The 23,287-nt window shown below is 56.2% G+C and carries 22 protein-coding genes and 1 pseudogene; 10 read left to right on the top strand and 13 right to left on the bottom strand.

What is annotated here, in order from left to right:
- The first annotated feature begins 60 nt into the window (after positions 1-60).
- The 10 genes and pseudogenes from xylB to AC2FFP_RS02890 all read left to right on the top strand — a co-directional run bounded on the left by xylB (position 61) and on the right by AC2FFP_RS02890 (position 11,885).
- Complete coding sequence (xylB, locus tag AC2FFP_RS02845; RefSeq protein WP_496768717.1) at positions 61-1,497, top strand: xylulokinase; 1,437 nt, start codon at positions 61-63, stop codon at positions 1,495-1,497.
- Positions 1,498-1,560: 63 nt separating this feature from the next.
- A pseudogene (locus AC2FFP_RS02850) lies at positions 1,561-1,689 on the top strand (IS5/IS1182 family transposase); the annotation flags it as partial.
- Positions 1,690-2,393: 704 nt separating this feature from the next.
- On the top strand, positions 2,394-2,960 hold the full coding sequence (locus AC2FFP_RS02855) for a hemerythrin domain-containing protein (protein ID WP_496768719.1): 567 nt from the start codon (positions 2,394-2,396) through the stop codon (positions 2,958-2,960).
- Between the two features lie 8 nt (positions 2,961-2,968).
- Positions 2,969-4,030 carry a glutathione S-transferase C-terminal domain-containing protein gene (locus AC2FFP_RS02860; RefSeq protein ID WP_496768721.1) on the top strand — a complete coding sequence of 354 codons (1,062 nt, stop codon included), beginning with the start codon at positions 2,969-2,971 and terminating at the stop codon, positions 4,028-4,030.
- A gap of 66 nt (positions 4,031-4,096) precedes the next feature.
- Positions 4,097-5,173 carry a PLP-dependent cysteine synthase family protein gene (locus tag AC2FFP_RS02865; protein WP_496768723.1) on the top strand — a complete coding sequence of 359 codons (1,077 nt, stop codon included), beginning with the start codon at positions 4,097-4,099 and terminating at the stop codon, positions 5,171-5,173.
- A 304-nt stretch (positions 5,174-5,477) separates the two neighbouring features.
- Positions 5,478-6,917, top strand: coding sequence for an alanine/glycine:cation symporter family protein (locus AC2FFP_RS02870; protein ID WP_496880689.1), 1,440 nt, complete (start codon positions 5,478-5,480; stop codon positions 6,915-6,917).
- The gene (locus AC2FFP_RS02875; protein WP_496843711.1) at positions 6,895-7,854 is read left to right on the top strand and encodes a glutaminase; all 960 of its coding nucleotides are present in this window, start codon (positions 6,895-6,897) and stop codon (positions 7,852-7,854) included. The genes AC2FFP_RS02870 and AC2FFP_RS02875 overlap by 23 nt, the downstream gene beginning before the upstream one ends.
- Before the next feature lie 255 nt (positions 7,855-8,109).
- Positions 8,110-9,777, top strand: coding sequence for a sulfatase-like hydrolase/transferase (locus AC2FFP_RS02880; RefSeq protein ID WP_496843712.1), 1,668 nt, complete (start codon positions 8,110-8,112; stop codon positions 9,775-9,777).
- Between the two features lie 62 nt (positions 9,778-9,839).
- The gene (locus AC2FFP_RS02885; RefSeq protein WP_496880690.1) at positions 9,840-11,084 is read left to right on the top strand and encodes a DUF3179 domain-containing (seleno)protein; all 1,245 of its coding nucleotides are present in this window, start codon (positions 9,840-9,842) and stop codon (positions 11,082-11,084) included.
- A 105-nt stretch (positions 11,085-11,189) separates the two neighbouring features.
- Positions 11,190-11,885, top strand: coding sequence for an outer membrane protein (locus tag AC2FFP_RS02890; protein ID WP_496843714.1), 696 nt, complete (start codon positions 11,190-11,192; stop codon positions 11,883-11,885).
- Positions 11,886-11,927: 42 nt separating this feature from the next.
- Here AC2FFP_RS02890 and AC2FFP_RS02895 read toward each other — a convergent pair whose 3' ends face one another.
- The 13 genes from AC2FFP_RS02895 to AC2FFP_RS02955 all read right to left on the bottom strand — a co-directional run bounded on the left by AC2FFP_RS02895 (position 11,928) and on the right by AC2FFP_RS02955 (position 23,160).
- A complete protein-coding gene (locus tag AC2FFP_RS02895) occupies positions 11,928-12,650 on the bottom strand; it encodes an MbnP family protein (RefSeq protein ID WP_496843715.1) in 723 nt (240 codons plus the stop codon).
- Positions 12,650-13,771: a cytochrome-c peroxidase gene (locus AC2FFP_RS02900; protein ID WP_496843716.1), complete on the bottom strand. Its 1,122-nt coding sequence runs from the start codon at positions 13,769-13,771 to the stop codon at positions 12,650-12,652. The genes AC2FFP_RS02895 and AC2FFP_RS02900 overlap by 1 nt, the downstream gene beginning before the upstream one ends.
- Positions 13,772-13,786: 15 nt before the next feature.
- On the bottom strand, positions 13,787-15,085 hold the full coding sequence (locus tag AC2FFP_RS02905) for a hypothetical protein (protein WP_496725521.1): 1,299 nt from the start codon (positions 15,083-15,085) through the stop codon (positions 13,787-13,789).
- Positions 15,086-15,247: 162 nt separating this feature from the next.
- On the bottom strand, positions 15,248-15,805 hold the full coding sequence (gene comE, locus AC2FFP_RS02910) for a sulfopyruvate decarboxylase subunit beta (protein WP_496735313.1): 558 nt from the start codon (positions 15,803-15,805) through the stop codon (positions 15,248-15,250).
- Positions 15,802-16,308 carry a sulfopyruvate decarboxylase subunit alpha gene (locus AC2FFP_RS02915; protein WP_496768738.1) on the bottom strand — a complete coding sequence of 169 codons (507 nt, stop codon included), beginning with the start codon at positions 16,306-16,308 and terminating at the stop codon, positions 15,802-15,804. The genes comE and AC2FFP_RS02915 overlap by 4 nt, the downstream gene beginning before the upstream one ends.
- 48 nt (positions 16,309-16,356) lie before the next feature.
- The gene (locus AC2FFP_RS02920) at positions 16,357-16,767 is read right to left on the bottom strand and encodes a universal stress protein (protein ID WP_496725519.1); all 411 of its coding nucleotides are present in this window, start codon (positions 16,765-16,767) and stop codon (positions 16,357-16,359) included.
- Between the two features lie 23 nt (positions 16,768-16,790).
- The gene (locus AC2FFP_RS02925) at positions 16,791-17,771 is read right to left on the bottom strand and encodes an alcohol dehydrogenase catalytic domain-containing protein (RefSeq protein WP_496768740.1); all 981 of its coding nucleotides are present in this window, start codon (positions 17,769-17,771) and stop codon (positions 16,791-16,793) included.
- Complete coding sequence (locus AC2FFP_RS02930; protein ID WP_496735308.1) at positions 17,768-18,529, bottom strand: SDR family NAD(P)-dependent oxidoreductase; 762 nt, start codon at positions 18,527-18,529, stop codon at positions 17,768-17,770. Before AC2FFP_RS02930 ends, AC2FFP_RS02925 begins: the two co-directional genes overlap by 4 nt.
- Positions 18,522-19,829, bottom strand: coding sequence for a histidinol dehydrogenase (hisD, locus tag AC2FFP_RS02935; RefSeq protein WP_496768742.1), 1,308 nt, complete (start codon positions 19,827-19,829; stop codon positions 18,522-18,524). Before hisD ends, AC2FFP_RS02930 begins: the two co-directional genes overlap by 8 nt.
- 12 nt (positions 19,830-19,841) lie before the next feature.
- Positions 19,842-21,170, bottom strand: coding sequence for a TRAP transporter large permease (locus tag AC2FFP_RS02940; RefSeq protein WP_496725515.1), 1,329 nt, complete (start codon positions 21,168-21,170; stop codon positions 19,842-19,844).
- Positions 21,171-21,181: 11 nt separating this feature from the next.
- Positions 21,182-21,694, bottom strand: coding sequence for a TRAP transporter small permease (locus AC2FFP_RS02945; RefSeq protein ID WP_496725514.1), 513 nt, complete (start codon positions 21,692-21,694; stop codon positions 21,182-21,184).
- 110 nt (positions 21,695-21,804) lie between these two features.
- On the bottom strand, positions 21,805-22,950 hold the full coding sequence (locus tag AC2FFP_RS02950; RefSeq protein ID WP_496768743.1) for a TRAP transporter substrate-binding protein: 1,146 nt from the start codon (positions 22,948-22,950) through the stop codon (positions 21,805-21,807).
- Positions 22,951-22,974: 24 nt separating this feature from the next.
- A complete protein-coding gene (locus AC2FFP_RS02955; protein WP_113789729.1) occupies positions 22,975-23,160 on the bottom strand; it encodes a hypothetical protein in 186 nt (61 codons plus the stop codon).
- Between the last annotated feature and the right edge of the window lie 127 nt (positions 23,161-23,287).

The following is a 23,287-nucleotide window of genomic DNA, read 5'->3' on the forward strand; positions in this document are numbered from 1 at the left end:
GCGCGCTAAAAAATCAATAGCCATGCAAGGTCCCGGCGTTTCTGCGGGCAAGGGGATTTAATGTTTCTCGGGATTGATATCGGAACGTCTGCGGTCAAACTTGTCTGTGCAGATACCGATCGAATTCTTGCAACGTCTTCAGTAGACATAAAGACTTCCTCGCCGCAGCCTGGTTGGTCAGAGCAGCACCCGGATATTTGGTGGCAGGCGACGCGCGATGCATTGAGCCAACTTGCAAAACAAGTCCCGCTGTCGGATGTGCAAGGCATCGGGTTGTCCGGTCAGATGCATGGGGCCGTTTTGCTGGATCGCAATCTGCGCCCGATCCGCCCGGCGATCCTGTGGAATGACAGTAGAGCGATACGTGAATGCGATGAACTGCGCGCAGCCCAGCCGCAGATTGGTCACATCGCTGGCGTCCTCCCTTTGCCGGGTTTCACGGCACCCAAGATCGCCTGGTTGAAACAACATGAGCCGGCACACTATGCCCAGCTTGCTCATATCCTGCTGCCCAAGGATTACATCGGGTTATGCCTGCATGGTGAGTTGGCAACCGACACCTCCGATGCAGCCGGTACAATGTGGCTCGATCAGGCATCGCGAAAATGGCACGTCGGAATTGCCGAAGCCACTGATGTAGCGCCCGATTGGCTGCCGCAGGTTTTCGACGGCCACGTCGTCGTCGGAACCGTGACGGCGCACGCCGCAGCTGAAACCGGGTTGAAACCCGGCGTGCCCGTCGTTGCGGGAGGCGGAGACGCGGCAACCGGGGCGATATCTCTGGGCGCGACCGAACCGGGACGTGGCTTTATTTCCCTCGGGACGTCCGGCCAGCTGTTCGTGGCGGACCGTCGGTACAAGCCTAATCCTGAACGCTATGTGCATGCGTTCGCACACACTTTGCCCGACCGTTGGTATCAAATGGCGGCGATGTTGAACGGCGCAAGGCCAATTTCTTGGATTGGCGGCCAACTGGGGCTGTCCGCTGCCGAAGTTGTTGCGCTTGCTGAAACGGTCAGCGGTGATCGCGGGCCGATTTTCCTGCCGTATTTGACAGGTGAACGCAGTCCCCTCGGGGATCCGCATATTCGCGCCTGTTTCTTTGGTCTTGAGGATTCGACAACGCGCGCGGACCTCTGTCGTTCCGTGGTCGAGGCAATTGCCTTTTGCTTTGCTGACGCCGCCCAGAGCTTCGGAGACACGATAGACAATCTCCCGGAACTGGCAGCAATTGGAGGAGGCAGTCAATCGGATCTCCTGCTGGGCCTGATCGCTACAGTGACGGGCAAGCCCATTTTGCGTTCGGAAGGCGCGAGTTCCGGTCCGGCCTATGGCGCTGCCCGTCTGGCAGCCTGTGGCAATGGTGCTTTGGGCAAAGCCGATCTAGCGCTTCAGCCACCAACAACGGATCGGTTCGAGCCCGCTGACATGGCCGCGCTCTTCCAGCGGTTGAGGCGATTTCGCAGGCTCTATTCTGCAGTGAACACTATCTATTAGTCGCAGGACCCATTGATTTCCATTGGGCTTCGTGTGTCCCGGTTCGAACACCGAGCGGTGAACATGTCTGATCTTTTCTCTCTAACGGATGCGCAGATGGTGCGTCTTGTGCCCCTCTTCCCTAAGTCCCAAGGTACGTCGCACGTCGATAACCCGCCTGTGCTGATTGGATTCCCGGACCGGACAGGCGTGACACTGGAACAGCCGATGCTGCTACTCGGAGGGATGCCTTGCGCTATTCGGACGCTGCTAGCCGCTGTGCATCTCTAGCGAGCAAAGGTGGAATTGAGCATTTTGCCGTCGGGTCTAAGCCGGGGACACGCGTAGCCGCAGGTTGCTGGCGTCTGAAGAGACCAACGTTGACCCCGTAGAGTTCGGCAACCTGTCTCATACTGTTGTTATGCCAAAGTTGAAAATACCAAGAAATGTTCTGTGGTTGATGAGTACCCTCTCGATTACTTTCACGCCTATCATATCTGATTTTTTTCGCGACTTCATAAACCTCTGAACACTCAGGGTTTGCGGTCGCATTCATTGTTTGTCGATCCATGCGATCTCGTTGATTTACTGAGAGATTTTCAAACCATTCGAACAGCCGCATCACGGCTCAACATCAGCGAGAACGCCGTACCGACCATAATTTCAAAAAGGGAGAAATGCGCCTGCCACCGAGGGTGGCGAAATGCCGCTTTACCGCAGGGTCCAAACTCTCGCTATGCAGCGCAATTTCCTCGCCTGAACTTCTGGTTTATTCCGCCAGAGCTTGGCATGCGCACCAAACTGGCGAATTTGAGCGACACAAAACTAACGATGTGCAGTGATAGACACCAACTGTGCACCTTTGAGCCTAACGGTACGAGTTTTCCACACACATGTTTGCGGAAAGGAGTAAGCGCATGCTTGATACATACAACATTCGCACCGCTGATATGCCAGGCGAGATGCAGATCTTGCTCGATCAATATCCACGCGACAGCTGGGAAGCACACCCTGGCTTCACCGAGAAAACCCGCCACTGGCTGGGTGCCCATCTGATGTTTCGGCGCCTTGCCCGGCTGGTTCGCTCCGATGCAGAAAGCTATCTTGAAAAGGACCTTTCCCCCGAAGAGTATGCCGCGCGCCTGTCCTATTACGGAGACGCGCTTGTTGGAAACTTGCACGGCCATCACGGTTGGGAAGATCATAGCTACTTCCCCGAGCTTTCTGCTGCGGATGCCCGTTTTGACGCCGGGCTAGAGGTTTTGGAAAAAGACCATGCCGATCTCGATCTGGTTCTTGACCAATACACAAGGACGGCCAATCGTGTGATCAAGCTCATTCAATTGGATGAGGCTCAGGCCCGATCCGAAGTCGGATCTCTGCGCGACACCTCAGAGGCCATCGAGGCCTTTCTGAAACGGCACCTGAGCGATGAGGAAGACCTTGCCGTCCCAATCATCCTTCACCACCGGCTAAGAGGTTAAAGCCAAGCATGACCGATCAATCCAAACAGGAAGATCAGGCCAATGCCGCAGAGCGCCGCGCACAAGGAGAGTTCGTGCGCGGCGTCAGTGGCTTCCGACATGCTATCGGCGATCCAGAGTTCCCGGCTGAACCAGGGCGCTATCACCTGTTTGTTGCGCTGAATTGCCCATGGTGTCATCGGGTGACGCTGGCGCGCAATGTGTTGGGTTTGCAGGACAGCATTTCGATGGATGTGGCCTTTCCCAATCGCACCACAGAAGACGACCCAGAGGGTCCGAACAACTGGCAGTTCGCCCCCGAGCTTGTTGCTTCAGCAACTGGGGCAACGTTGCCTGAATGCACCTTGGAAACCGCAACGGGACAAGGTTTCAGGTTGGTTCGCGAAATTTACCGGGCTGAAGGCTCAGAAGAACGTTCAGTCCCAATCCTGTATGACAAAATAGCCGGCCGTATCGTGAACAATGAAAGCGCCGAGATCATTCGAATGCTGAATGGCAATGCAGCGCTGCTGGGCAGCTACTGCAATGAAGCCAACCGGCCCAACCTCTACCCGGATGATCCTGCGATCCGGGCTGAAATTGACGAACTGAACGTGCAAATCTACGTCGCCATCAACAACGGGGCATACAAGGCCGGGTTCTCGTCTGATCAAAACGTCTATGCCGCCAGATTCGTGACTTACTTCAAAACATTGGCGCAGTTGGAAGACCGCTTGGCCAGCGATGGCAGACCTTTTCTGACCGGGGACCGATTTACAGAAGCCGATCTGCGTCTTTTCCCGACGCTCTACCGCCACGACCCGGTTTACTACCTGCGCATGAAGCTGAATGGTGCCAAGATCCTTGACTACCCGTATCTCTGGCGCTGGCTTTGTCGCGTCCATGACCTGCCCGGGGTGGCGAACAGCAGTTCATTGGATCACTGTCGGCAAGGGTATTTCGGCCGAAGCTGGAACGGTGTCATTCCCGCAGGCCCATTCGTGCCGATGACGTACCCAAAAGCTTATGGGCATCCTGAACTGGCGGTTCAGCACGGGACTTCGTCGGTCATTCCCAAGACAAATGTTTAAAGCGCCGAAGCAGCGAACTTGGTATAAACTGGCACGAATTTTTCCAACCAAGAGAGGGATATTGCCATGGGAATTCGGCAGACTGAGGGACGCAAACGGCTTTATGACAGTGTTCTCGACACCGTAGGTGACACGCCTTGCATACGCATCAACAAGATCGCGCCGTCACATGTCACGGTCTACGTGAAATTCGAGGCTTTCAATCCTGCCTCTTCGGTCAAAGATCGTTTGGCGTTGAACATTATCGAGGCGGCGGAACGTGACGGGCGGCTGAAACCCGGCCAGACCGTGGTCGAGGCAACATCAGGCAACACTGGGATCGGCCTTGCGATGGTGTGTGCTGCCAAAGGGTATCCTCTGGTCCTGACCATGGCCGACAGCTTCTCGGTCGAGCGTCGCAAACTGATGCGCTTTCTGGGGGCAAAGGTCGTGCTGACGCCGCGCGCGCAAAAGGGCTTTGGCATGTATGTCAAAGCCAAGGAACTGGCCGAACAGAATGGATGGTTTCTGGCCAGCCAGTTCGAGACGTCGGCAAATGCCGACATCCACGAGAACACCACTGCCCGAGAAATCATGGCAGATTTCGAAGGTGAGCGGCTGGATTACTGGGTCACCGGCTATGGCACCGGCGGGACCGTTTCCGGTGTCGCACGCGTTCTTCGGGCAGAGCGCCCCGGCACGAAAATCATCCTGACAGAACCCGCCAACGCGGCGATTGTGTCATCGGGTTATACAAACACCCGCAACGAAGGTCACCAACCCACGGAAAGCCATCCGAATTTTGAGCCACATCCGATTCAAGGCTGGACCCCAGACTTTATCCCATGGGTTCTGCAAGAGGCGATCGACAAGGATTACTATGATGAATTGATCCCTGTCCCTGGTGCCGAGGGGATTGAATGGTCCAGGAGGCTGGCGTCGGAAGAAGGGATTTTCACGGGAATATCTGGTGGCTCGACGTTTGCTGTTGCTATGAAGGTGGCCGAGCAAGCGCCACAGGGATCCGTTCTGCTGGTGATGTTGCCAGACACGGGCGAGCGCTATCTTTCCACACCACTTTTCGACGGGATCGAAGAAGACATGACCGAAGACGAGCGCGTGATTTCGATGTCGACACCTTCGGCACAGATGGCCGCTGAATAGGCAAAGCACACTTCATCTGGACGCTTTTATGACTATGGCATTCGGGACGGTCTGCGCCCCGAATGCGTTTTTCGCAGCGCGCTCGCAACCTTCGGAACATGCAGGTCAGTCTGTTGTCGAATTCGCGCAAGACGTCGTCACCCGAATGAATTCTTATCGCTAAATCAATTGTATATGCCCGGGCGTTTCGCCGATTTTCGGGTTTGAAGCTTGACTCGGCGACCCTCCCTTCGTGCATGATGGAGGAATAAGCATCGTATTTTAGCTGCTTTTTCGAACGGTCTGAATTCTCAGGAGGCGGACGGTGGAAGCAATTGTTAACGGCATTAACTCTATTCTTTGGAACTACGTCCTGATCTACGGGTTGCTCGGCGTCGGCATATTTTTTACCATTCGTCTGGGCGCGCTGCAGTTTCTACATTTCGGCGAGATGATCCGTGTTCTGACCTCGTCCAAATCTACTGACAAACGCGGAATTACACCGTTTCAGGCACTGACCGTTAGTCTGGCGTCACGCGTTGGCACTGGGAATCTGGCCGGTGTCGCGGTGGCTTTAACCCTGGGTGGCCCTGGCGCAATCTTCTGGATGTGGATCGTGGCCCTGGTCGGTATGGCCACGGCTTATTCCGAAAGCACACTGGCGCAGCTTTACAAGGTCACGTCTTCAAACGGACGGTTCCGTGGCGGTCCTGCTTTTTATATGGCCAATGCCCTGAACGCGCCCTGGGCAGGAGTAATCTTTTCGATCTGCCTGATCGTCAGTTTCGGTTTGGTTTTTGTCGCCGTCCAATCCAACTCAATCGCCGAGGCGTTCCAAGGCGCGTTTGGGCTGAACAAATTGATTGCCGGTCTGGCGCTGGCGGCAGCGGCTGCTGTGGTCATCTTTGGCGGCATCCGAACCATTGCGCGATTTGCCGAAATCGTCGTCCCACTTATGGCCGGGCTGTACCTGTTGCTGGCCTGTGTCGTCGTTATCCTGAACCTTCCACAGGTGCCTGCAATGCTGTGGTCCATCGTTGCAGGGGCCTTTGGCCTTCAGGAGGTCGCAGGCGGCGTCACGGGCGGCGTAATGGCCGCAGCGCTCAATGGCATCAAGCGCGGATTGTTTTCAAACGAGGCCGGCATGGGTTCGGCCCCCAACATCGCAGCCGTTGCTACACCGGAACCGCACCACCCTTCGAGCCAGGGTTTGGTTCAGGCGTTTGGCTGTTTCGTGGATACGATACTGGTCGCCACCGCGACCGCATTGCTGATCCTGCTGTCTGGCGCTATCGAACCGGACGGGGCCACCGGCATGCGGCTAACTCAGGATGCGGCAGCGGTCCATCTGGGTGAGATCGGTCGCCATTTTATCGCAATCGCAATCGTGTTTTTTGGCTTTACGTCGATATTGGGCAATTACTCATACGCAGAGAACGCCATGACGTTTCTGAAGCTGGAAGGCAAAGTGCCCATCTACATTTTGCGCCTGGGTTGTCTTGCCATGGTCGTCTGGGGCGCTGTGCAAGCGGTCAGCACAGTGTTCAATTTTGCAGACGCAGCCATGGGTGTAATGGCAACCATCAACCTGGTCGCCATCGTGCTGCTGTCGGGCACGGTGTACAAACTGACCGTGGACTATTTCGCACAGCGCAGACAGAATCTTGAGCCCCGCTTTGTGGCAAGCAAATTCCCTGAATTTGACAAGGGCGTTGATCACTCGGTCTGGACGGAGGAGGCATATGCCGAGACCCAGCGTGATTGAAACCGGTGAGTTGCAGGTCATTCTGGATGACATTGCCGACCGCGTCGCAGGTATGTCTGACCGCGGGAAGGTTGCCCAGTACATTCCTGAGCTTGCCATGGTTGACCTGAACCAGTTCGGCATCGCTGTCGCGCCCATTGACGGCGCGCCTGTTTCGGCCGGAAATGCGGACACGCTGTTTTCCATTCAAAGCATTTCCAAGGTTTTTTCGCTGACAGAAGCCCTGCAACATGTGGGCGCGACCCTTTGGCAACGTGTGGGGCGCGAACCTTCGGGCGATCCGTTTAACTCGATCGTCCAGCTCGAACATGAACGTGGAATTCCCAGAAACCCTTTCATAAACCCCGGCGCCATCGTCGTGGCCGACGTTCTGCTTGAAGACCGAAGCTCGGATGAGGCGGTCAACGATGTACTGAATCTTTGCCGGACGCTCGCAGAGGATCAGTCCATTCAAGTTGACAAGGCTGTTGCAGACTCTGAGATGCGGACAGGGTCCAGAAACCGGGCACTTGCACATTTCATGAAAGCCGAGGGAAACCTAAAAGCGCCGGTCGAAGATGTTCTGTCGCTATATTTCCGCCAATGCAGCATCGCCATGTCGTGTCGTCAGTTGTCGGTTGCGGGCCGCTATTTGGCCGCCGCAGGCCAGAACCCTGCAGACGGTTCAACCGTTCTGTCCGCGCAGCGCGCCCGCAGAGTGACTGCGCTGATGATGATGTGTGGATCTTATGACGCCTCGGGCGAGTTTGCATTCCGCGTCGGACTTCCTGCCAAAAGCGGTGTCGGCGGCGGCATCCTGTGTATTGTTCCAGGCGTCGCAGCCGTCACAGCCTGGAGCCCGGGACTGGACGCAAAAGGCAACTCTCATTTGGCAAGCATTGCATTTCAGGAACTGGTCCGCGCAACCGGTTGGTCAGTGTTCGGACCAAGTGTTTGACGAACAGAAACACGCCGTTCACCCACGCCGCTGCGCTCGTACATTCCGCGTGGTTTTGCGCAACCTTCCGGGGTTCCGCCCGTCAACCGCTAAGACACGTGGCATACGGCCGGCGTGTGACGGACTTTCCCAAAAGATCGAGAGGTAGCCTCCACCCGGCTTTTGCAGCGTAGCGTTTCAACAGCAAATATAATAATGTTTCAATATGACAAACAGCCTGCGCTGTGGAGTCGGCATTCTGAAGGGGAGATTGGAATGAAATTGCAGTGTGTTTTTGTGTTGTCGATGGGCTTTGCAGCCTTATCAGCTGAAGCGCAGGAAAACCCAATTCAACACGATGCGGAATTCTATATCCTTCAAGCACAGCTTGGATCGCAATGGGCGCAGGATGACGCGGCCGTTGACCAAGCACTGGCTGCGTTTCGGGAAAGCAACGGGGGAACTCCTCCGAATATCATCAGTGTCTTGATCGATGATATGGGCTTTGGCGACATGGGAATTCCCGAGCTTAACGCCGTTCGGGGATATGAGACTCCGAACATCAACGATTTCTCAGATCAGGCACTGCGGATGGTGCGGATGTACACTGAGCCTTCGTGTACGCCGACCCGCGTGGCGCAAATGACCGGGCGTTTGCCTGTGCGAATGGGCATGGGCGATACGACCGTTGATATCGCTGGCTTTGGTTTGCCCGGCGATGAGGTGACGCTGGCTGAGGTGTTGAAACAGGCGGGCTATGCTACCAGTCATGTTGGCAAATGGCACATGGGTGATATCGCTGAAAGCTGGGCGATGAATCAGGGTTTTGATTATGCCCAACACGCCATCCATCAGCAGGGTCAGTTGACCATCTTCAACGACGACGCGATCAAAGAGCAGGTCTCGGTCGCGATCCAGGACTATGACGACAAGTACACGCTGGACGGTTGGTTCAGACCGGACTCTGCCGCGATGATGACAGTTATCGAGGGGGAAACCGGCGGTCCGATCCGCGAAATCCGTATGGAAACCGGTGAGCGCTGGAACGCAGCCAAGTACGACGAGATGAACCAGGCGTTTCAGGACAAGACGCTGGAAGAACTGGACCGTCTTGCAGGCGGTGAAGACCCGTTTTTCCTGCAATACTGGCCGATGATCCCGCTGGATAACACCCGCGCCGGACGGTCGGGACCAGAGAGCGTGAATGGTGGTCTGTATGTGGACAAGATGCAGTTGCTCGATCAGTGGCTGGGTGACTTGTTCGCACGGCTGGAAGAGCTGGGCCTGACGGAAAACACTGTGGTTGTGGTCATGGGCGACAATGGCCATTTCACCAAGTATGCGCCGCAATCCGGGTTCACCCCGCTGATCTATGCTGGCGGCAAGGGTGACACGACCGAGGGCGGAATCCGTGTCGATGCTTTCATCCGCTGGCCGGGCATGATTGAGGCGGACGGATTGCTCAACAGCATCATCCATGTCTCGGATCTCTATACGACATTGTCGCGCTTTGCCGGGGCAGATCAATACATTCCGCGGGATAGGCTGGTGGATGGAGTGGACCAGTCTGCCGCCCTACTGTTTGCCGACGAAACTAAGGCTCGTCGTGATCACGTGATCGTCTATTCGGTGAACAAGCCCGAGGCGGTCGTGAAAGATCAGTTAAAGCTGAAACTGCCGGGACCGGGGGAAAGCGCTATTCTGGCAAAATTCTTTGATCTCTACCGGGACACACGTGAAGAATACTCTGTCTCGACAGAGGTTGGCGCCTGGGGCGGGCAGGAATTCGCACGCATCCTTGGCCGCCACATGGCCCGCAAAGAGAAATTCCCCGACACGGCACCCGCCTATGGCGTGCCATACGAAGGGATCGAAAACATCCGCCCCGAAACTCAACTCGCAGTCGACGCGTTTCTCATAAAACGCGCGTCACCGCAGCAATAATTCCTGACCGCCCGCGGTTTTCCTGCAGGCGGTCTATTGGAACCCGAAATCAGGATAAACATATGGCAGGAAACTTCATTTTCGCTCTGGGTTTAGTCGTTTCACTGGGTATCGGGTTCGTCTATTTCCGCGATCTTGGCGACATTTCGCAAATGGTGCTTAAGGTTAAACGCAAGAACATGATCCGGTTTATCCGGCACGAGTACCGCCTGATTGCTGTAGGTTTGGGCGGGTTCGCCGTCGCAACACTTGCGCATTTCATTCTGGGCGGCGGCCCATTCTGGCTGTGGCTGATTGCGGCGCTTCTGGTTTTGGTTTTGTATGGCTTTCCCTATGTGTGGGTCCATCTGGGGCTGAGGAATCAACTCAACACTGCGGCCTTCTTTCCCATTTCCGAGGCGCTAAAATTCATCGGCCCGACCGCGCCGGTCATCGTTATTGAAAACAACGGCCATGCCCGGGCGCATCCCGATGCGCAAATCATGCGGCCCCATTTGGCCGGCAATGCCGACGGGCTGGGTGGCGAAGATATCGTCATGACCTTTTGCGCGATGGCCAACCTTGGGCAAGGGTATGCCCCACGCATCGAGGGTAACCGCCTGGATCTTGAGGTTCTGGCCCAACATGGCAACAACCTGATCCTGCGGGACAACGAAACCGGGGAACCCATCCAGCAGATCTATGGGTTTCGCGAGGCGGATCGCGATACTGGCGCGGACGGACCTGCCTGCCCTGTGCGCCCTGACGCAAAGATGCAGCCCTGGCCCACGTATCGGATGACGTTCCGCGGATTTCAAAAAGCGTTTCCCGATGGCGAGGTGTATCTGAACAAGCCCTCGCCGAACCCGTTTTTGCGGCTGCTGGATATGGTGACGGAGATAACATTTGGCTGGGGGATCGCGCGCCAGCATCAGGAAGATGCGCCCGTCATGGACAACATGGACAGTTCGGACAATCGGCTTCCGAACAAGACCTATGTCTGGGGCATCACGATCGGCAACGACGCTGCCTGCTGGACCGATGATTTCGTGGTCGAGAATGACTGGATCGTAAACGCAAATGTCGGTGGGCGTGACGTGGTTGTCAGTCTGGACCCAAAGTACGAAAGCCTCGGCGTTTGGTACAATGACAGAGGTCAGCCCATCACCCGCTGCGATTTCTGGGGAATGTCGGATCAGGGAAAATTGCAACGCGTCGAGACCCTGCGTGCCGGTGTTTTCTGGCATGTCTGGTCCGAGTTCTTTCCGGAAACCGATATCAACCGTGTCGGACCGCGCGTTCAACAGTCTGGCGAAGCCGCTGAATGAGTGAGCAATCAGATCAGATTGCCAAATTGGAACAAACGGAGGATCAAAATGGTCTTTAAGAGGGAAATAACAACCGCTGCGTGGGCCGTGGCGGTCTGGATACCAATGACAACTGCCGCTGTGGCGCAGCAGTCCGATTGGTCCTATGAGGCAACAATATACCTGTTCATGCCTGAAACGGAGGTTACGCAGGAAACAGCCCGCGGCACCGTTGATGGAACGCTCAGCTTCTCTGACGCGCTAGAAAATCTCGATCTGGCCTTCATGGGCGTCTTTGGTGCATCGAACGGGCGATGGTCACTATTGGCCGACTACAACTATGTGGACGTCTCTTTCAGCAATGGTACGCCTGGTCCGGCAAGTTCTGGTCTTGAAACCTCTCTCACAACGCAATTTTTCAGCGGCTATGTCGGGTACCGGGCTTATACTACAGATACGTCCTATGTGGACTTGGTCGGCGGTTTCCGCTGGTTTCGCACACAGACGGATTTCACCGTCCTTCCCGGAGCAGCCCCGGGCCGGTCTGTCAGTGTCGATGAAAGCTGGACAGACCCGGTCATCGGTGTCCGAGCCCGCGTCGCTTTCAACGACAGGTGGTCTGGCACTGGCTTTTTTGATTACGGCGGCTTCAGCAGCGACAGCGAAACATGGCAGGTCTTGCTGACTGCGGATTATGAAATCAACGACAGGTGGGTGATCCGCGGCGGTTACCGCTATATCTCTTTCGATCACGAGATTGACGGCAACGATTTCACGTTCGAACAGTCCGGCCCCATGATTGGTGCGACTTATCGGTTCTGAGGGGCTCTTTTAGCCCTTCAAACCTTACCCTATCCAAAGTCACTAAAACGACGGGGTGATCATGACCGCGTAGTTGTCGGCCAGCATGGCGGCGTCTTCGCGGTTGAATTTGACCGATGAGAGCTTTTGCAGATCAATTTGCGTTGGCCCGTCAAATAGCTTTGCAACATCGACGTTCATGTGCAGGTCCACATCGCCCTCAACAGCGATATCCGGTGGCAACTGGATATCGACCTCGCGCGCGTTTTCCGAAAACCCAACGTGATAGACCAACGGCGAGACCTCTGCGCCAATGCGCAGCGTTCCTTCCATCACGACGAATTTATAGCCGACCTCCCAATTCCATGCCATTTGACTGTTGGGATCAAGATCCCCCCGCGCTTGGATCGAGCCATTGGCTTCTGGGTCTACGCCGATCATGAAACGGATGTGCTCAATGCTGCTCAAGGGAATGTCGTTCAGCCTGATCGAATGAGTTGTTTCCGGATTGTCGAACCGGAGCAGATGATAGCTGTCAGGCTCAGTAAACAGCGCCCCATCTTGCGAGAGGGTCAGGTTGCTGAGGTAGAGCCGGAAGTCACGAACCCTGAACGTGCCGGGCCCGCTGGGGTTTTCGTACACGAACTCATCAAATACCAACGGATCGTCACCCATCTTCGCGTGAAAGGTCAAGGTGATCGATGTGGTGCGCTGAGGACCAAGAGCAAAGAACAGCGCTCCGCCAACGACCAACAGTATCGCAAGTCCCGTCACCCAAATACGCATCAGCTGTCTCCTTCGAACGGATTGGAAAACTGTGTGTTTGTCAGAAAGTCCTCATCCGTCAGCGTGTGCAGGAACGCGATGATGGACTGCACCTCGTCGGGTGTCATACGCAGGCCCACAGTGCCCTGCCCGGCCTCTGGTGCATTGTCGGCTTCAAGGATCAAAGGGCTGAGCGTATCGCTAACGACAATCCCGTCATTGTAGTGATCCATGACCTCTTCCAATGTCTCGAACCGACCATCATGCATGTAAGGCGCGGTTACGGCGATGTTGCGCAGTGTCGGCACTTTGAAGAAGCCTTTGTGCGCCGGATTGCCGGTCACGGCCATCAGGCCATCCGGCAGGTCGCCATCGGAATCCAGCCCATTGTTTGAAAACCCATCCAATGCATCCCGAAACCCGGAAGTCAAAAACTGGCTGTGGCAGTCGATGCAGTTCCCACCACGTAATGAAACCTTGATGTCCGGATGCGCCATGAATAGTTTGCGGCCATGTTCTTCCTGCGCGGTCAAACGCACTTCGCCACGCAGAAACCTGTCGTATTTTGAATCCGTCGAAATCAGCATTCGCATGAAGGTCGACAACGCCCGGGCCACGTTTTCGGCGCTGACTTCCCCGTATGCCTTGCGGAACATCCGTCGATAGTCGCGGGATGCCTGCAGTTCCGTGATCAGCGCATCCAAGTCCTGATCCATCTCGTCCGGGTGTTGAATCGGCATCAGCGCCTGCGCTTCCAACGACGTTGCGCGACCGTCCCAGAAGAACCGCTCTTGGCCCCAAAGAAGGTTGGTCAAACTCATGGAGCTGAACTCCAGCTCTCCGCCCGTCAGTGCGGGTGATTTTGCCAATCCATCGGTAAACGCAAGGGCCTGCACGTGGCATGTCGCGCAGGACACCTGATTGTTGCCGGACAGGATGGGGTCATAAAACAGGTGCCGCCCAAGAGCAAAGGCCTCTTCCGTCAGCGGGTTGTCCGCGGGCACAGCAAAGCGTCCAAATACGAAGGGCGCCGAGAAGCCAGCAATCGGCGTTGCCGTCGGCCCGCGTGCACGGTCCCAGAAGACCCACGCCGTCGCCGCGATCACCACAGCGACGGCCGCTGTCAAAAACACCCGAAGCATAGCGCCCCCAGAGCATTAGTGGTGGTGCACAAAACCCGAACCGAACAGCCCTTCAACGTTGTCCACGCCTTTGTTGTAGCGCTCCTTGAAATTGACCTCGGCGATACGTTCGCCGGTCTCAAGATCATGGATCGTGATCGTGTGTGCGTTCAGGTCGGCAATAAAATCCACATCCGTTGGGTCGTCATCAGCGGCGTTGCCCAGATTGAGCAGGTTATTTTGAACGGCGATCAGGTCTCGGCCCGAAGCGGACGTGAAAAAGATCATGTGATGTGCACCCGGATCAGCAACTATGTCCGGCCCGCTGGACACAAGCTCGGGCAGTGCGGCCATTTCATAGCGCTTCACAACACCCGGTAATCCATGAGAGATGAACAGTTCATCTTCAGTGCCATAGAACTCGAGCGGAACAGCGGTTTCATTGGCCACGCCACTATATATGACTTCGGCTTCTCCAAAGGTTTTGGAACCGGCGTCATAGGGGATTTTCCAGGTCTCGAATCCGAACATCGTATTGGCCAGAATGGCTGGTTCAATGTCAGCATGCATGTCAGGTCGTGCGAACAGCACCTCGACAGGTGAAGACGGAAAATCCAACGGCTTTTCGTTTTCCACCACGATGTTTTGGATGGGTTCAAGCGTGTTGAGGTCTATGATCGTCAACACATTTCCAACGCCAGTCGTCATATCGGGATGTATCGTCGAGGTGACCACCATGCGGTCGTCGAACGCAGATATCCCGTGTGGGTACATGATATATGGCTCACCCTCGCCGACTTGGCTTTTGCGTGCTTCGATAATTTTGACCACCTCGTTGGTCTGAGTGTCGAAAACACCGACCGAGCCGCCATCATCGCCTCCAGTGCCACCCATGAAGGTCACGAACATATACTCCTGCCCCTTCGACGTGGCCCACATGATGTCCTCGCCAACGATCTGCCCTTGGGTATCCAGACAGGTAAAGCCTTCGATCACAGGCGTTCCGCTGGAATCGCGGGACAGTCCAATTTCAGCCAGACTGCAGGACGGGTCCAACCCGGTCGAATAGAGACGCCCATTCGGGCTGTAGTAGAGGTGATGCAATGGATGCTGAATATCCGGCTGTTCAACTTCGCTCAGTAGCTCTCCGAACTGGTCGGATTCCGGATCCAGCTCGACAATCGCGATGCTGTGATTTGTATCCAACGTCGGCAAACCGCGCAGCAGAACCATGCCCTGACTTTCCTCGCGGGTCTGAGACTGCGCCGGCGTTAGGCCAACCATCAACAGCCCCGCACCGAAAAGTACGCTTTGCGCAAGCAATTTGAATTTCATAATTTCCCCCCTTGCGATGAAACTTCTAAAAATGTTTTTGAAATTCACTTTACGTAGCGTCATATCACATTCAGGAAACTGCATCAAATTGGGGTGCAATCGACCAAAGAAACGCCGCCCCGAACGGGACGGCGTAAGCTGAATACCTGCAGGTCGACTTCTTTATGACGCTTGGACGGCCTTCATAAAGCGGTCGCGGATCACAACTGGGTCCATCGTGATTACCGGCATCTTGGCATTGCCGCTTTCGCACTTGCTGACGATGATTGTCATTTGGCCGCTGTCGAGCGCTGCCTGCAATGCGGCTCCAGTGTCTTCAGCCTGGCACTCGACCACATTCTCGCAGCCACATGCCTGCGCCACGGCTGCCAGCGACGTCTTCTTACCTGCATAAGTCGGCTGATCCCCGGTCGACCCATAAGATCCGTTATCGACGATCAGCAGAATGTAGTTGTCAGCCACGTTATTGGCGATGGTCGGCAAGGTTCCGAGGTTGGTCAGGATAGACCCGTCGCCATCGATTACGATGACCGGCTTTGGTTGCGACAAGGCCAGACCCAGACCAATACTTGAGGCCAGACCCATAGTGCCCAGCATGTAGAAATTGGTAGGTTGGTCGTCGATTGCATGCATCTCCTGACTGGGGATGCCGATGTTGCAGACAACCAATTGATCCCGCAGGATTGGTGCAATTTCTTTCAGGATTTCAGAACGGATCATTGGTCGCCATAGCCTCCCCAGAAATTGGCGTCGGTCAGGATCGCAACCGGCTTGTTGCACATAAAGGTGTATTTCAGGATCGCATCCAGCTCCTCGACATCCGATTGATGATGGAAGTGGTAGGTCGGGATGTTCATCTGTGCCAGAAGCGCCTTGGTATGCACTGCCATTTCGACTTGGCAGGCGACGGGTTCGCGCAGCTCTCCACGATATGAGATCAGCATGGGCAAAGGCATCCGGTAATACTGGATCAGCGTCGCCAACGTGTTGATGGTTACGCCGATGGCAGTGTTCTGCATGATTATCGCGGGGCGTTTGCCACCCATCCAGGCACCGGCACACAGGCCCATGCCTTCATCCTCTTTGTTCGATGGGATATGATAGATGCCGTCACGCGCGTCGATTTCGTCGATGACTCCGGCCAATTGCTTGCATGGAACCGTGGTGACGAATGAGATGTCGTTGGCCACCAAATCGTCGGTGATCTTTTTGTCTATGTTCATGTCCGATATGTTAGTCCTGTATGGGGCGCAGTTAGCGCGATTGACGGGTTACAGCCCGCGGTGCACGTGCACGGCGCAAGGCGCATGACGGACGACGCGTGAGGCGGTCGATCCCAGAAAATAATCGCTGACACCCGGTTCATGCGAACCGATGACGATGCAGTCAAATTTGTTTTGTGTCGCAAAGTCGATCACCGTGCGGGCCGTGTGACCTTTGACAATCTCGGCCTGAACGCCCTCAAGCCCCGAAACTTTTTCCCGCAACAAGGTGCGTGCCGCGCGAAAGCCTTCGGCGACGACATCCTTGTCGAGATAGGCACTGACAGAACCCTGAGGCATCTCGTAGACATGCAGGGCCACAATCTCGGCCCTTTCAGCCGATAAGGCCTTGGCGATTTCCAAAGTGTGCGGTGAAATCCCATGATCCAACGCCATTGGGACGAGAATTTTTTTGTACATGAATACCTCCGTTTCTGCCTGGACTAGATCCAGGGTGCGAGGATGATTTTGGGTGCGGCCACGGCACCTTTCCGCAAATCGCGAAAGGCGTCGGCAGCTTCAGACAAGGTCCGTTCCTCTATCCAGTCCAACGAACCCAAACGGCCATTGAATATCGCCTGCGCGGTCTTTCGGAAATCATCGGCAGTATAAGTATAGGTGCCGATAAACGTGATCTCCTGCAACGTCATACGACGTATATCCAAACCGCCCGTATCCTCACCCAACCCAACATGCACGATAACGCCGCCCGGTTGAACCTTTTCGGAAGCGGCCGCGCGGGTTGCAGAATACCCCACTGCGTCAACAACCAATGAGAACGTATCATCCGTGGCTTCGACCACATTAAAAGAGTTCAAACTTTGCAGATAGGCGCGCCGCACGTCATTCGGCTCAACGATGACAACATCATCGAAGTCAGCTGCCGCCAGTGCCAAAGCTGCGGCCACACCAATCGCGCCGCCGCCTATCACCAACGCATCACGCGCCATTCCCTGATGCAGCGCCTCAAGCCCCAACCGAACCGCGTGCCAGCTAACGGCCAATGGCTCTGCCAGGGCGGCCTGCTGAAAGGATACGTGGTCCGGCACCTCAACCAGATTTGCATCCGGCATTGCAATATATTGAGCAAAAGCCCCTTCACGCGGTGGCATCGAGATGATCTGCCGGCTGGGACACAGGTTTTCCCGCCCTGCCTCACACGCCGGGCAGACACCGCAGTTGACCAAAGGATTGATCGTGACGCGCGTACCGTCGCGTGGACCTCCAACAATCGTCCCTGCGGCCTCGTGGCCCAGAATAAGTGGTGCAGGTCGGCGCGCGTCGTGACCCAAATAGGCGTGCATATCCGAGCCGCAAATCCCGACAGCCTCGACCCGGATCAATTGCTCACCTATGTCGGGCGCAGCATCTGGTACGTCCTCATAGGTCAAATGCTCAACACCCTGATAAACAAGCGCTTTCATTTCGCTGTAAACCCTCCGTCGACCATCAAAACTTGCCCTGTGACGTAGTTGGACGCCGGTGAGCACAAGAACAGGATCGGCCCATCGATATCCTCCATCTGCCCGTTTCGGTTCATGCAGGTTTGCGCCGCGTTACGGGTTGCCCGGTCGAGGTCATTGAACACAGCCTGCGTCAGTTCGGTCGGGAAAAACCCCGGCCCGATGGCATTTGCAGTGATGCCGTCAGCGGACCAAGCCTCGGCCATGGCCCGCGTCAGTTGCCCGACCCCGGCCTTGCTGGCCCCATAAGCAATACCGCCCGGAAAAGCACGCGTGGTCTGAAGCGAGGCGAAATTCACGATCCGCCCCCACCCCCGAGCTTTCATCGCAGGAACCATTGCCTGGCTTAGGAAGAACGGCGCGCTCAGGTTCAGCTCAAGCGTCTTGTCCCAGCCTTCGGTGGTCACGTCATCTGCCACTTCGCGCGTGTTGATACCCGCCGCATGCACGATGATGTCCGGCGCGCCAAAACTGGCTGCGACTTCCTCGGCGAGCGATGCCACGCGCGACCGATCGGCCACGTCGGCAACAACTGTGGCCACGTTGTCGCCCCCTTCAGCTTGCAATTCTGCCAATGCTTCCGGTCGACGGGCGACGCCGACGACGCACGCACCCGCTGAGGCCAACACAAGCGCTGCACGACGCCCAAGGCCCGAGCTTGCGCCGGTCACGCAAGCGACACGCCCGGTCAGATCGAACAACGCGCGCGGATCATTCATCGGCGGTCAGGTTGAACTGTTCGTCAGGGAAGTATTTGGCAAGGCGCACGTCCGCAGCCCGCGCATGCCCTTCCATACCCTCCAACCTGGAAATGCGAGCGGTCGCCTCGGCAATGGATTTCGAGCCTTCGCGTGTAGCGCGCTGCCATGTGACGATCTTCATGTACTTATGGACGCTCAAGCCGCCAGTATAGCTGGCCGCGCCGGATGTCGGCAGAACGTGGTTCGTACCGGTCGCCTTGTCACCGTAGGACACTGTGGTTTCTTCACCCAGAAACAGCGATCCATAGCAGGTCAACCGACCCAGCCACCAATCCAGGTCCTCGGCCTGAACGGTCAGGTGTTCGGGCGCGTAATCGTCCGAACAGGCCGCCATTTCTTCACGATCTGAACAGAAGATGACCTCGGCATAGTCGCGCCACGCAGCAAAGGCGTTTTCCCGGTTGAGTTCGGGCAGATCCTCGATCAGCGCTGGCACCAGCTCCATGACTTTTTGCGCAAGGTCCCGGTCATCCGTCACCAGCCAAACCGGAGAGTTATAGCCGTGTTCCGCCTGGCTCACCAAGTCGGTGGCCACCACATGCGCATCTGCGGAACCGTCCGCAAGGATCAGGCTGTCCGTTGGCCCGGCAATCATGTCGATGCCAACTTTGCCATAAAGAATGCGCTTTGCCTCGGCCACAAACTGATTGCCTGGACCCACAAGAATATTGGCGCGCGGCAGGCCAAACAAACCATAGGTCATCGCGGCCACACCCTGAACGCCACCCATGGCCAGAATGCTGTCTGCACCGCAGATATGCGCCGCATAGACAATCGCAGGCGCCACGCCTTCACCCGGGCGCGGCGGCGAACAGGCTGTAATGTGGCGGCACCCAGCAACCTTGGCGGTGGTGACCGTCATGATCGCGCTGGCAATATGGCTATAGCGCCCGCCGGGCACATAGCAGCCAGCCGCGTCCACAGGGATGGCCTTTTGGCCGGCGATAAAGCCCGGGACAATTTCCATCTCAACGTCAGACACCGTGGATTTCTGCGTTTCGGCAAACCGGCGAACGTTGTCGTGTGCAAACCGAATATCGGCCTTCAACCTTTCGGGAACAAGCGCGCAGGCGGCCTCGATCTCATCGGCGGTCATCAACACGTTGCCGTCAAACTTGTCGAACTTGACCGCATATTCCAGCGCTTTGGCATCCCCGCCAGCCTCAATGTCGGCAAGAATTGTCTTCACGGTGTCATGCACTTCCGTGGCATGAGATTGAGCCGTCAGGGTCGCCTTTTTCAGATAGTCGCGAGGCATATTCAACAGGTCCTATTGGTAGATTTCAGGAAGCAAAGTGGTCGAAACCGCCGGAACGTAAGCAATCAGAAGAACTACGATCAGCATTGTTAATACAAATGGTATAGCACGGGCCGCAATCTTCAGAATGGACTCACCCGTAATGCCAGATACGACGAACAGGTTCAGGCCAAGCGGCGGTGTGATAAAACCGACTCCCAGTGCGGTGATCATCATGATGCAGAACTGGATTTCGTTCATGCCGATATTGTCGGCCAGCGGTTTCAGGATAGGAGCAAGGATTACGATATTGGGCGTCGTTTCCATAACGCAGCCCGCAGCAATCAGGATACCGATCATCAGCAGGATCAGCAGGTACGGATCGTCGGTCAGCGAAGTGATCGAGGCGACGAACCCTTGCGGCACGCCCATGATCGCCAGCGCCTCGGCCAAGGGGGCCGAAAAGGCAATGATCGGCAGGATCACCCCGTTCACCTTGGCTGAGCTGACCAGCATTGACGGAAAGTCGGCCAGTGTCAGCGTGCGCAGGATGAAACCCATGATGATGGTGACAACCACGGCGGTGGCACCCGCCTCGGTCGGGGTCAGGCGACCCGAGAAGATGCCATAGAAGATAATCCCGGGCACAATAAAGGCGTACCAGCCGGATTTCAGGGCTTTGCCCAAATTGGCCAGCCACTCGCCCATCGTCATCATGCCGCCACCCTCATAGGCGTAAAGACGGTTCATGATGATGTTGGTGATCAGGATCGAAACCAGAATGGCCAGACCGGGAATCAGGGCAGCCAGGAATAGGGTCGACGCGGAAATCCCCAGCACCAGACCGATGATGATGTAGGCAATCGACGGTGGGATCAGGATGCCGGTACAGGCCCCGGCCGCGACCAAGGCGCAGGCGTAGGGGCGCGGATATCCACTTTCGACCAGCCGGTTGATGGTCATGCGACCGACAGCGGCCGCGCCAGCGGCATCCGAACCCGAAATGGCGGCGAACATGCCGCAAACCAGAACGGTGGCCGAGCCAAACCCGCCTTTGGCGAAGCAAGTCAGCGCCTCAGCCACATCCAGAAATTTACGTGACAAACCTGTACGGACCAGCACGTCACCTGTCAGGATAAACAGCGGCACGGCGGTCAGGGCAAAGGCGTCGATCCCGGTAAACAGGCTCTCGCCCACCAGACTCAGCGGTAGATCGCCCGACATGACTAACATTACGATCGCGGCAGAACCAATCGCTGCCCAAACCGGAACAGCCATGGCGATCAGAACAACGAACAGAATGACGGGCAGGTAGAAATCCCAGCCCAGTTCTACGGTTTGATTGAGAGTATTCCAGAGCATCTCAAATCCCCTCAGTCAAACAGCTTGTCACCTTCGAAGACGGGCGTGCCGTCGCGAAGGGATTTGAAGTCACGCATAAACGATTGGATCAGGCGCCAGATCATCAGCGCGAATCCGGTCGGCACTGCCATCAGGAACCAGACCTTCGACACCCGGAGGCCGTCAGTCACTGATCCAAACTTGGCCGAGACGTGAACCGCCTCGTACGACCAGTAAAGCGCGATCACAGCGACTGCGAACATCACCAGATCGCCGAAGATGTACAGTAGGGCCTTGGGACGCGGCCCGAGGTAGTGCATGACGACATCAATCCGGATATGCGCCCGCTCTTTGACCGCCGCCGCAGCGCCGATCCAGGCCAAATAGATGAAGGAATACCGGACGATTTCTTCCCCCCAGATCGAGGAATAGGCGAATATCTCGCGTCGCAGAACCTCGATGGCCATGGTGATGACCAGCATCACGTAGAACACCAGCAGCAGCCAGCGCTCGGCGTTGCGATCTATGTTTTGGAGTAAGGTCATCGGTTCCCTCGGCGACAGAACAGTCAGGCGCGGCCTTCTGTTTTGGGCCCTTTCAGGCCTGACTGCTGTTGAGTGATTGCGGACGCCAAAAAGACGTCCGCCGGTTTAGGTCATGCGTCGTGGACGTAGTATTTTCCTTGTGTCCCGGCCGCCTCGACCAGTTTCTCAAAGGCGTCCATCGACCCGGCCAGCTCTGTCTTGAACGGATCCCAATCGGCGTTTTGGTAGCCCCCAACGCTTTCCCACTCGGCCAGTTGATCCACGTTAAGCGAATGGAACTCCACTCCGGCCTTGTTCAGTTCGGCCATGGCAAAGGCACGGGCCGAGGGAACTTTGGAAAGGTTCTGATGACTGGTCATTTCCGAACCCCACATGATGCCTTCCTGAACGTCCGGCGGCATCGAATTGAACCATTCGAGGTTACACGAATAAACTTGGCTGTCCGGAACGGCCTGCGTAAAGGTCACGTGGCTGAGGATGTCCTTGAAGCCAAACACATACAGCGCTCCGACCGATGGATCGAGCGCATCCGCGACACCCTGTTTGATCGCCGAGGGGGTTTCACCCCAAGCAACAGGTGTCGGGTTTGCACCGACCATGCGGTAGTACTGCTGCAGCATTTTCGAGCCGGGTACGCGGAACTTCACGCCGCTCATGTCACCCGGCGTGATGATTGCATTACCGCCCTGACGCACGGCAACAACGCGCGGGTCGATCACCACATAGAACAGGGCCTTGAAGCCAGCGGCCTCGACTTTCGGGTGAACTTCGTTCTGCCATGTGTCGGAATGCACAAGGTTGGTGAACCGTTGGTTCGAACCGCACAGATACGGCATGTTGATAAGATCAACGGTCGATGCGAAAGGTGCGAAGTTGGACAGCGAATGCTGCGCCGCCTGAATGGTTCCGCCCTGCACTTTCTGCACCAATGCACCACCGGCACCCAGCTGACCACCAGGCGCAAGCTTGACGTACACCTTGCCGTTCGTCGCGTTCTGGATGTTTTCTTTCAGATCAAGCTGCATGATAGGATAGCTGCGTGACGCGCCCAGTACATATGCGGTCGCGACCGTCATGACATGGTCCGCTGCCTTTTCACGCTCACTTTCTTCTTTGGCTGTCTGCGCCACAGCCTCGGACGACCAAAGGACGCCGCCTGCACCTGCGACCAGCGCTGCAGTGAATGACCCACTGGCGCTCAGCTTTAGGAAATTACGGCGTTCGACGGACGCCAGTTCATTTCTGTCGTTTTTCATTTAGTGCCCTCCCAAGCAAAAAATTCAGCCACCCTTTTTTGCATCGCGGACAGCTTCCCTTTTTAGAATTGCGACAACGAACAGGATCGATGCCGCGAACAGAACCAACATCTCTCCGACGTCACCAAGAAAGGCGCTGTTTGCAAAAGCCCCCAGCGCCACGTTCGCAAAATAGATGGCAAACACGAGTGCGGACGCAGCAAGAAACATCTCTTGGACTCCCTTTTCAGATTCGGCCCAATGCCCTTTGTAAGCGCTTACATGCAAAATGCAAGCGCTTACATATCCACTTCCCTCTGGCGTCAGTTGAGTTTAGAGTTATTGGCAAAAGCAAATT

Source organism: Ruegeria sp. YTSC004, from assembly GCF_059609805.1.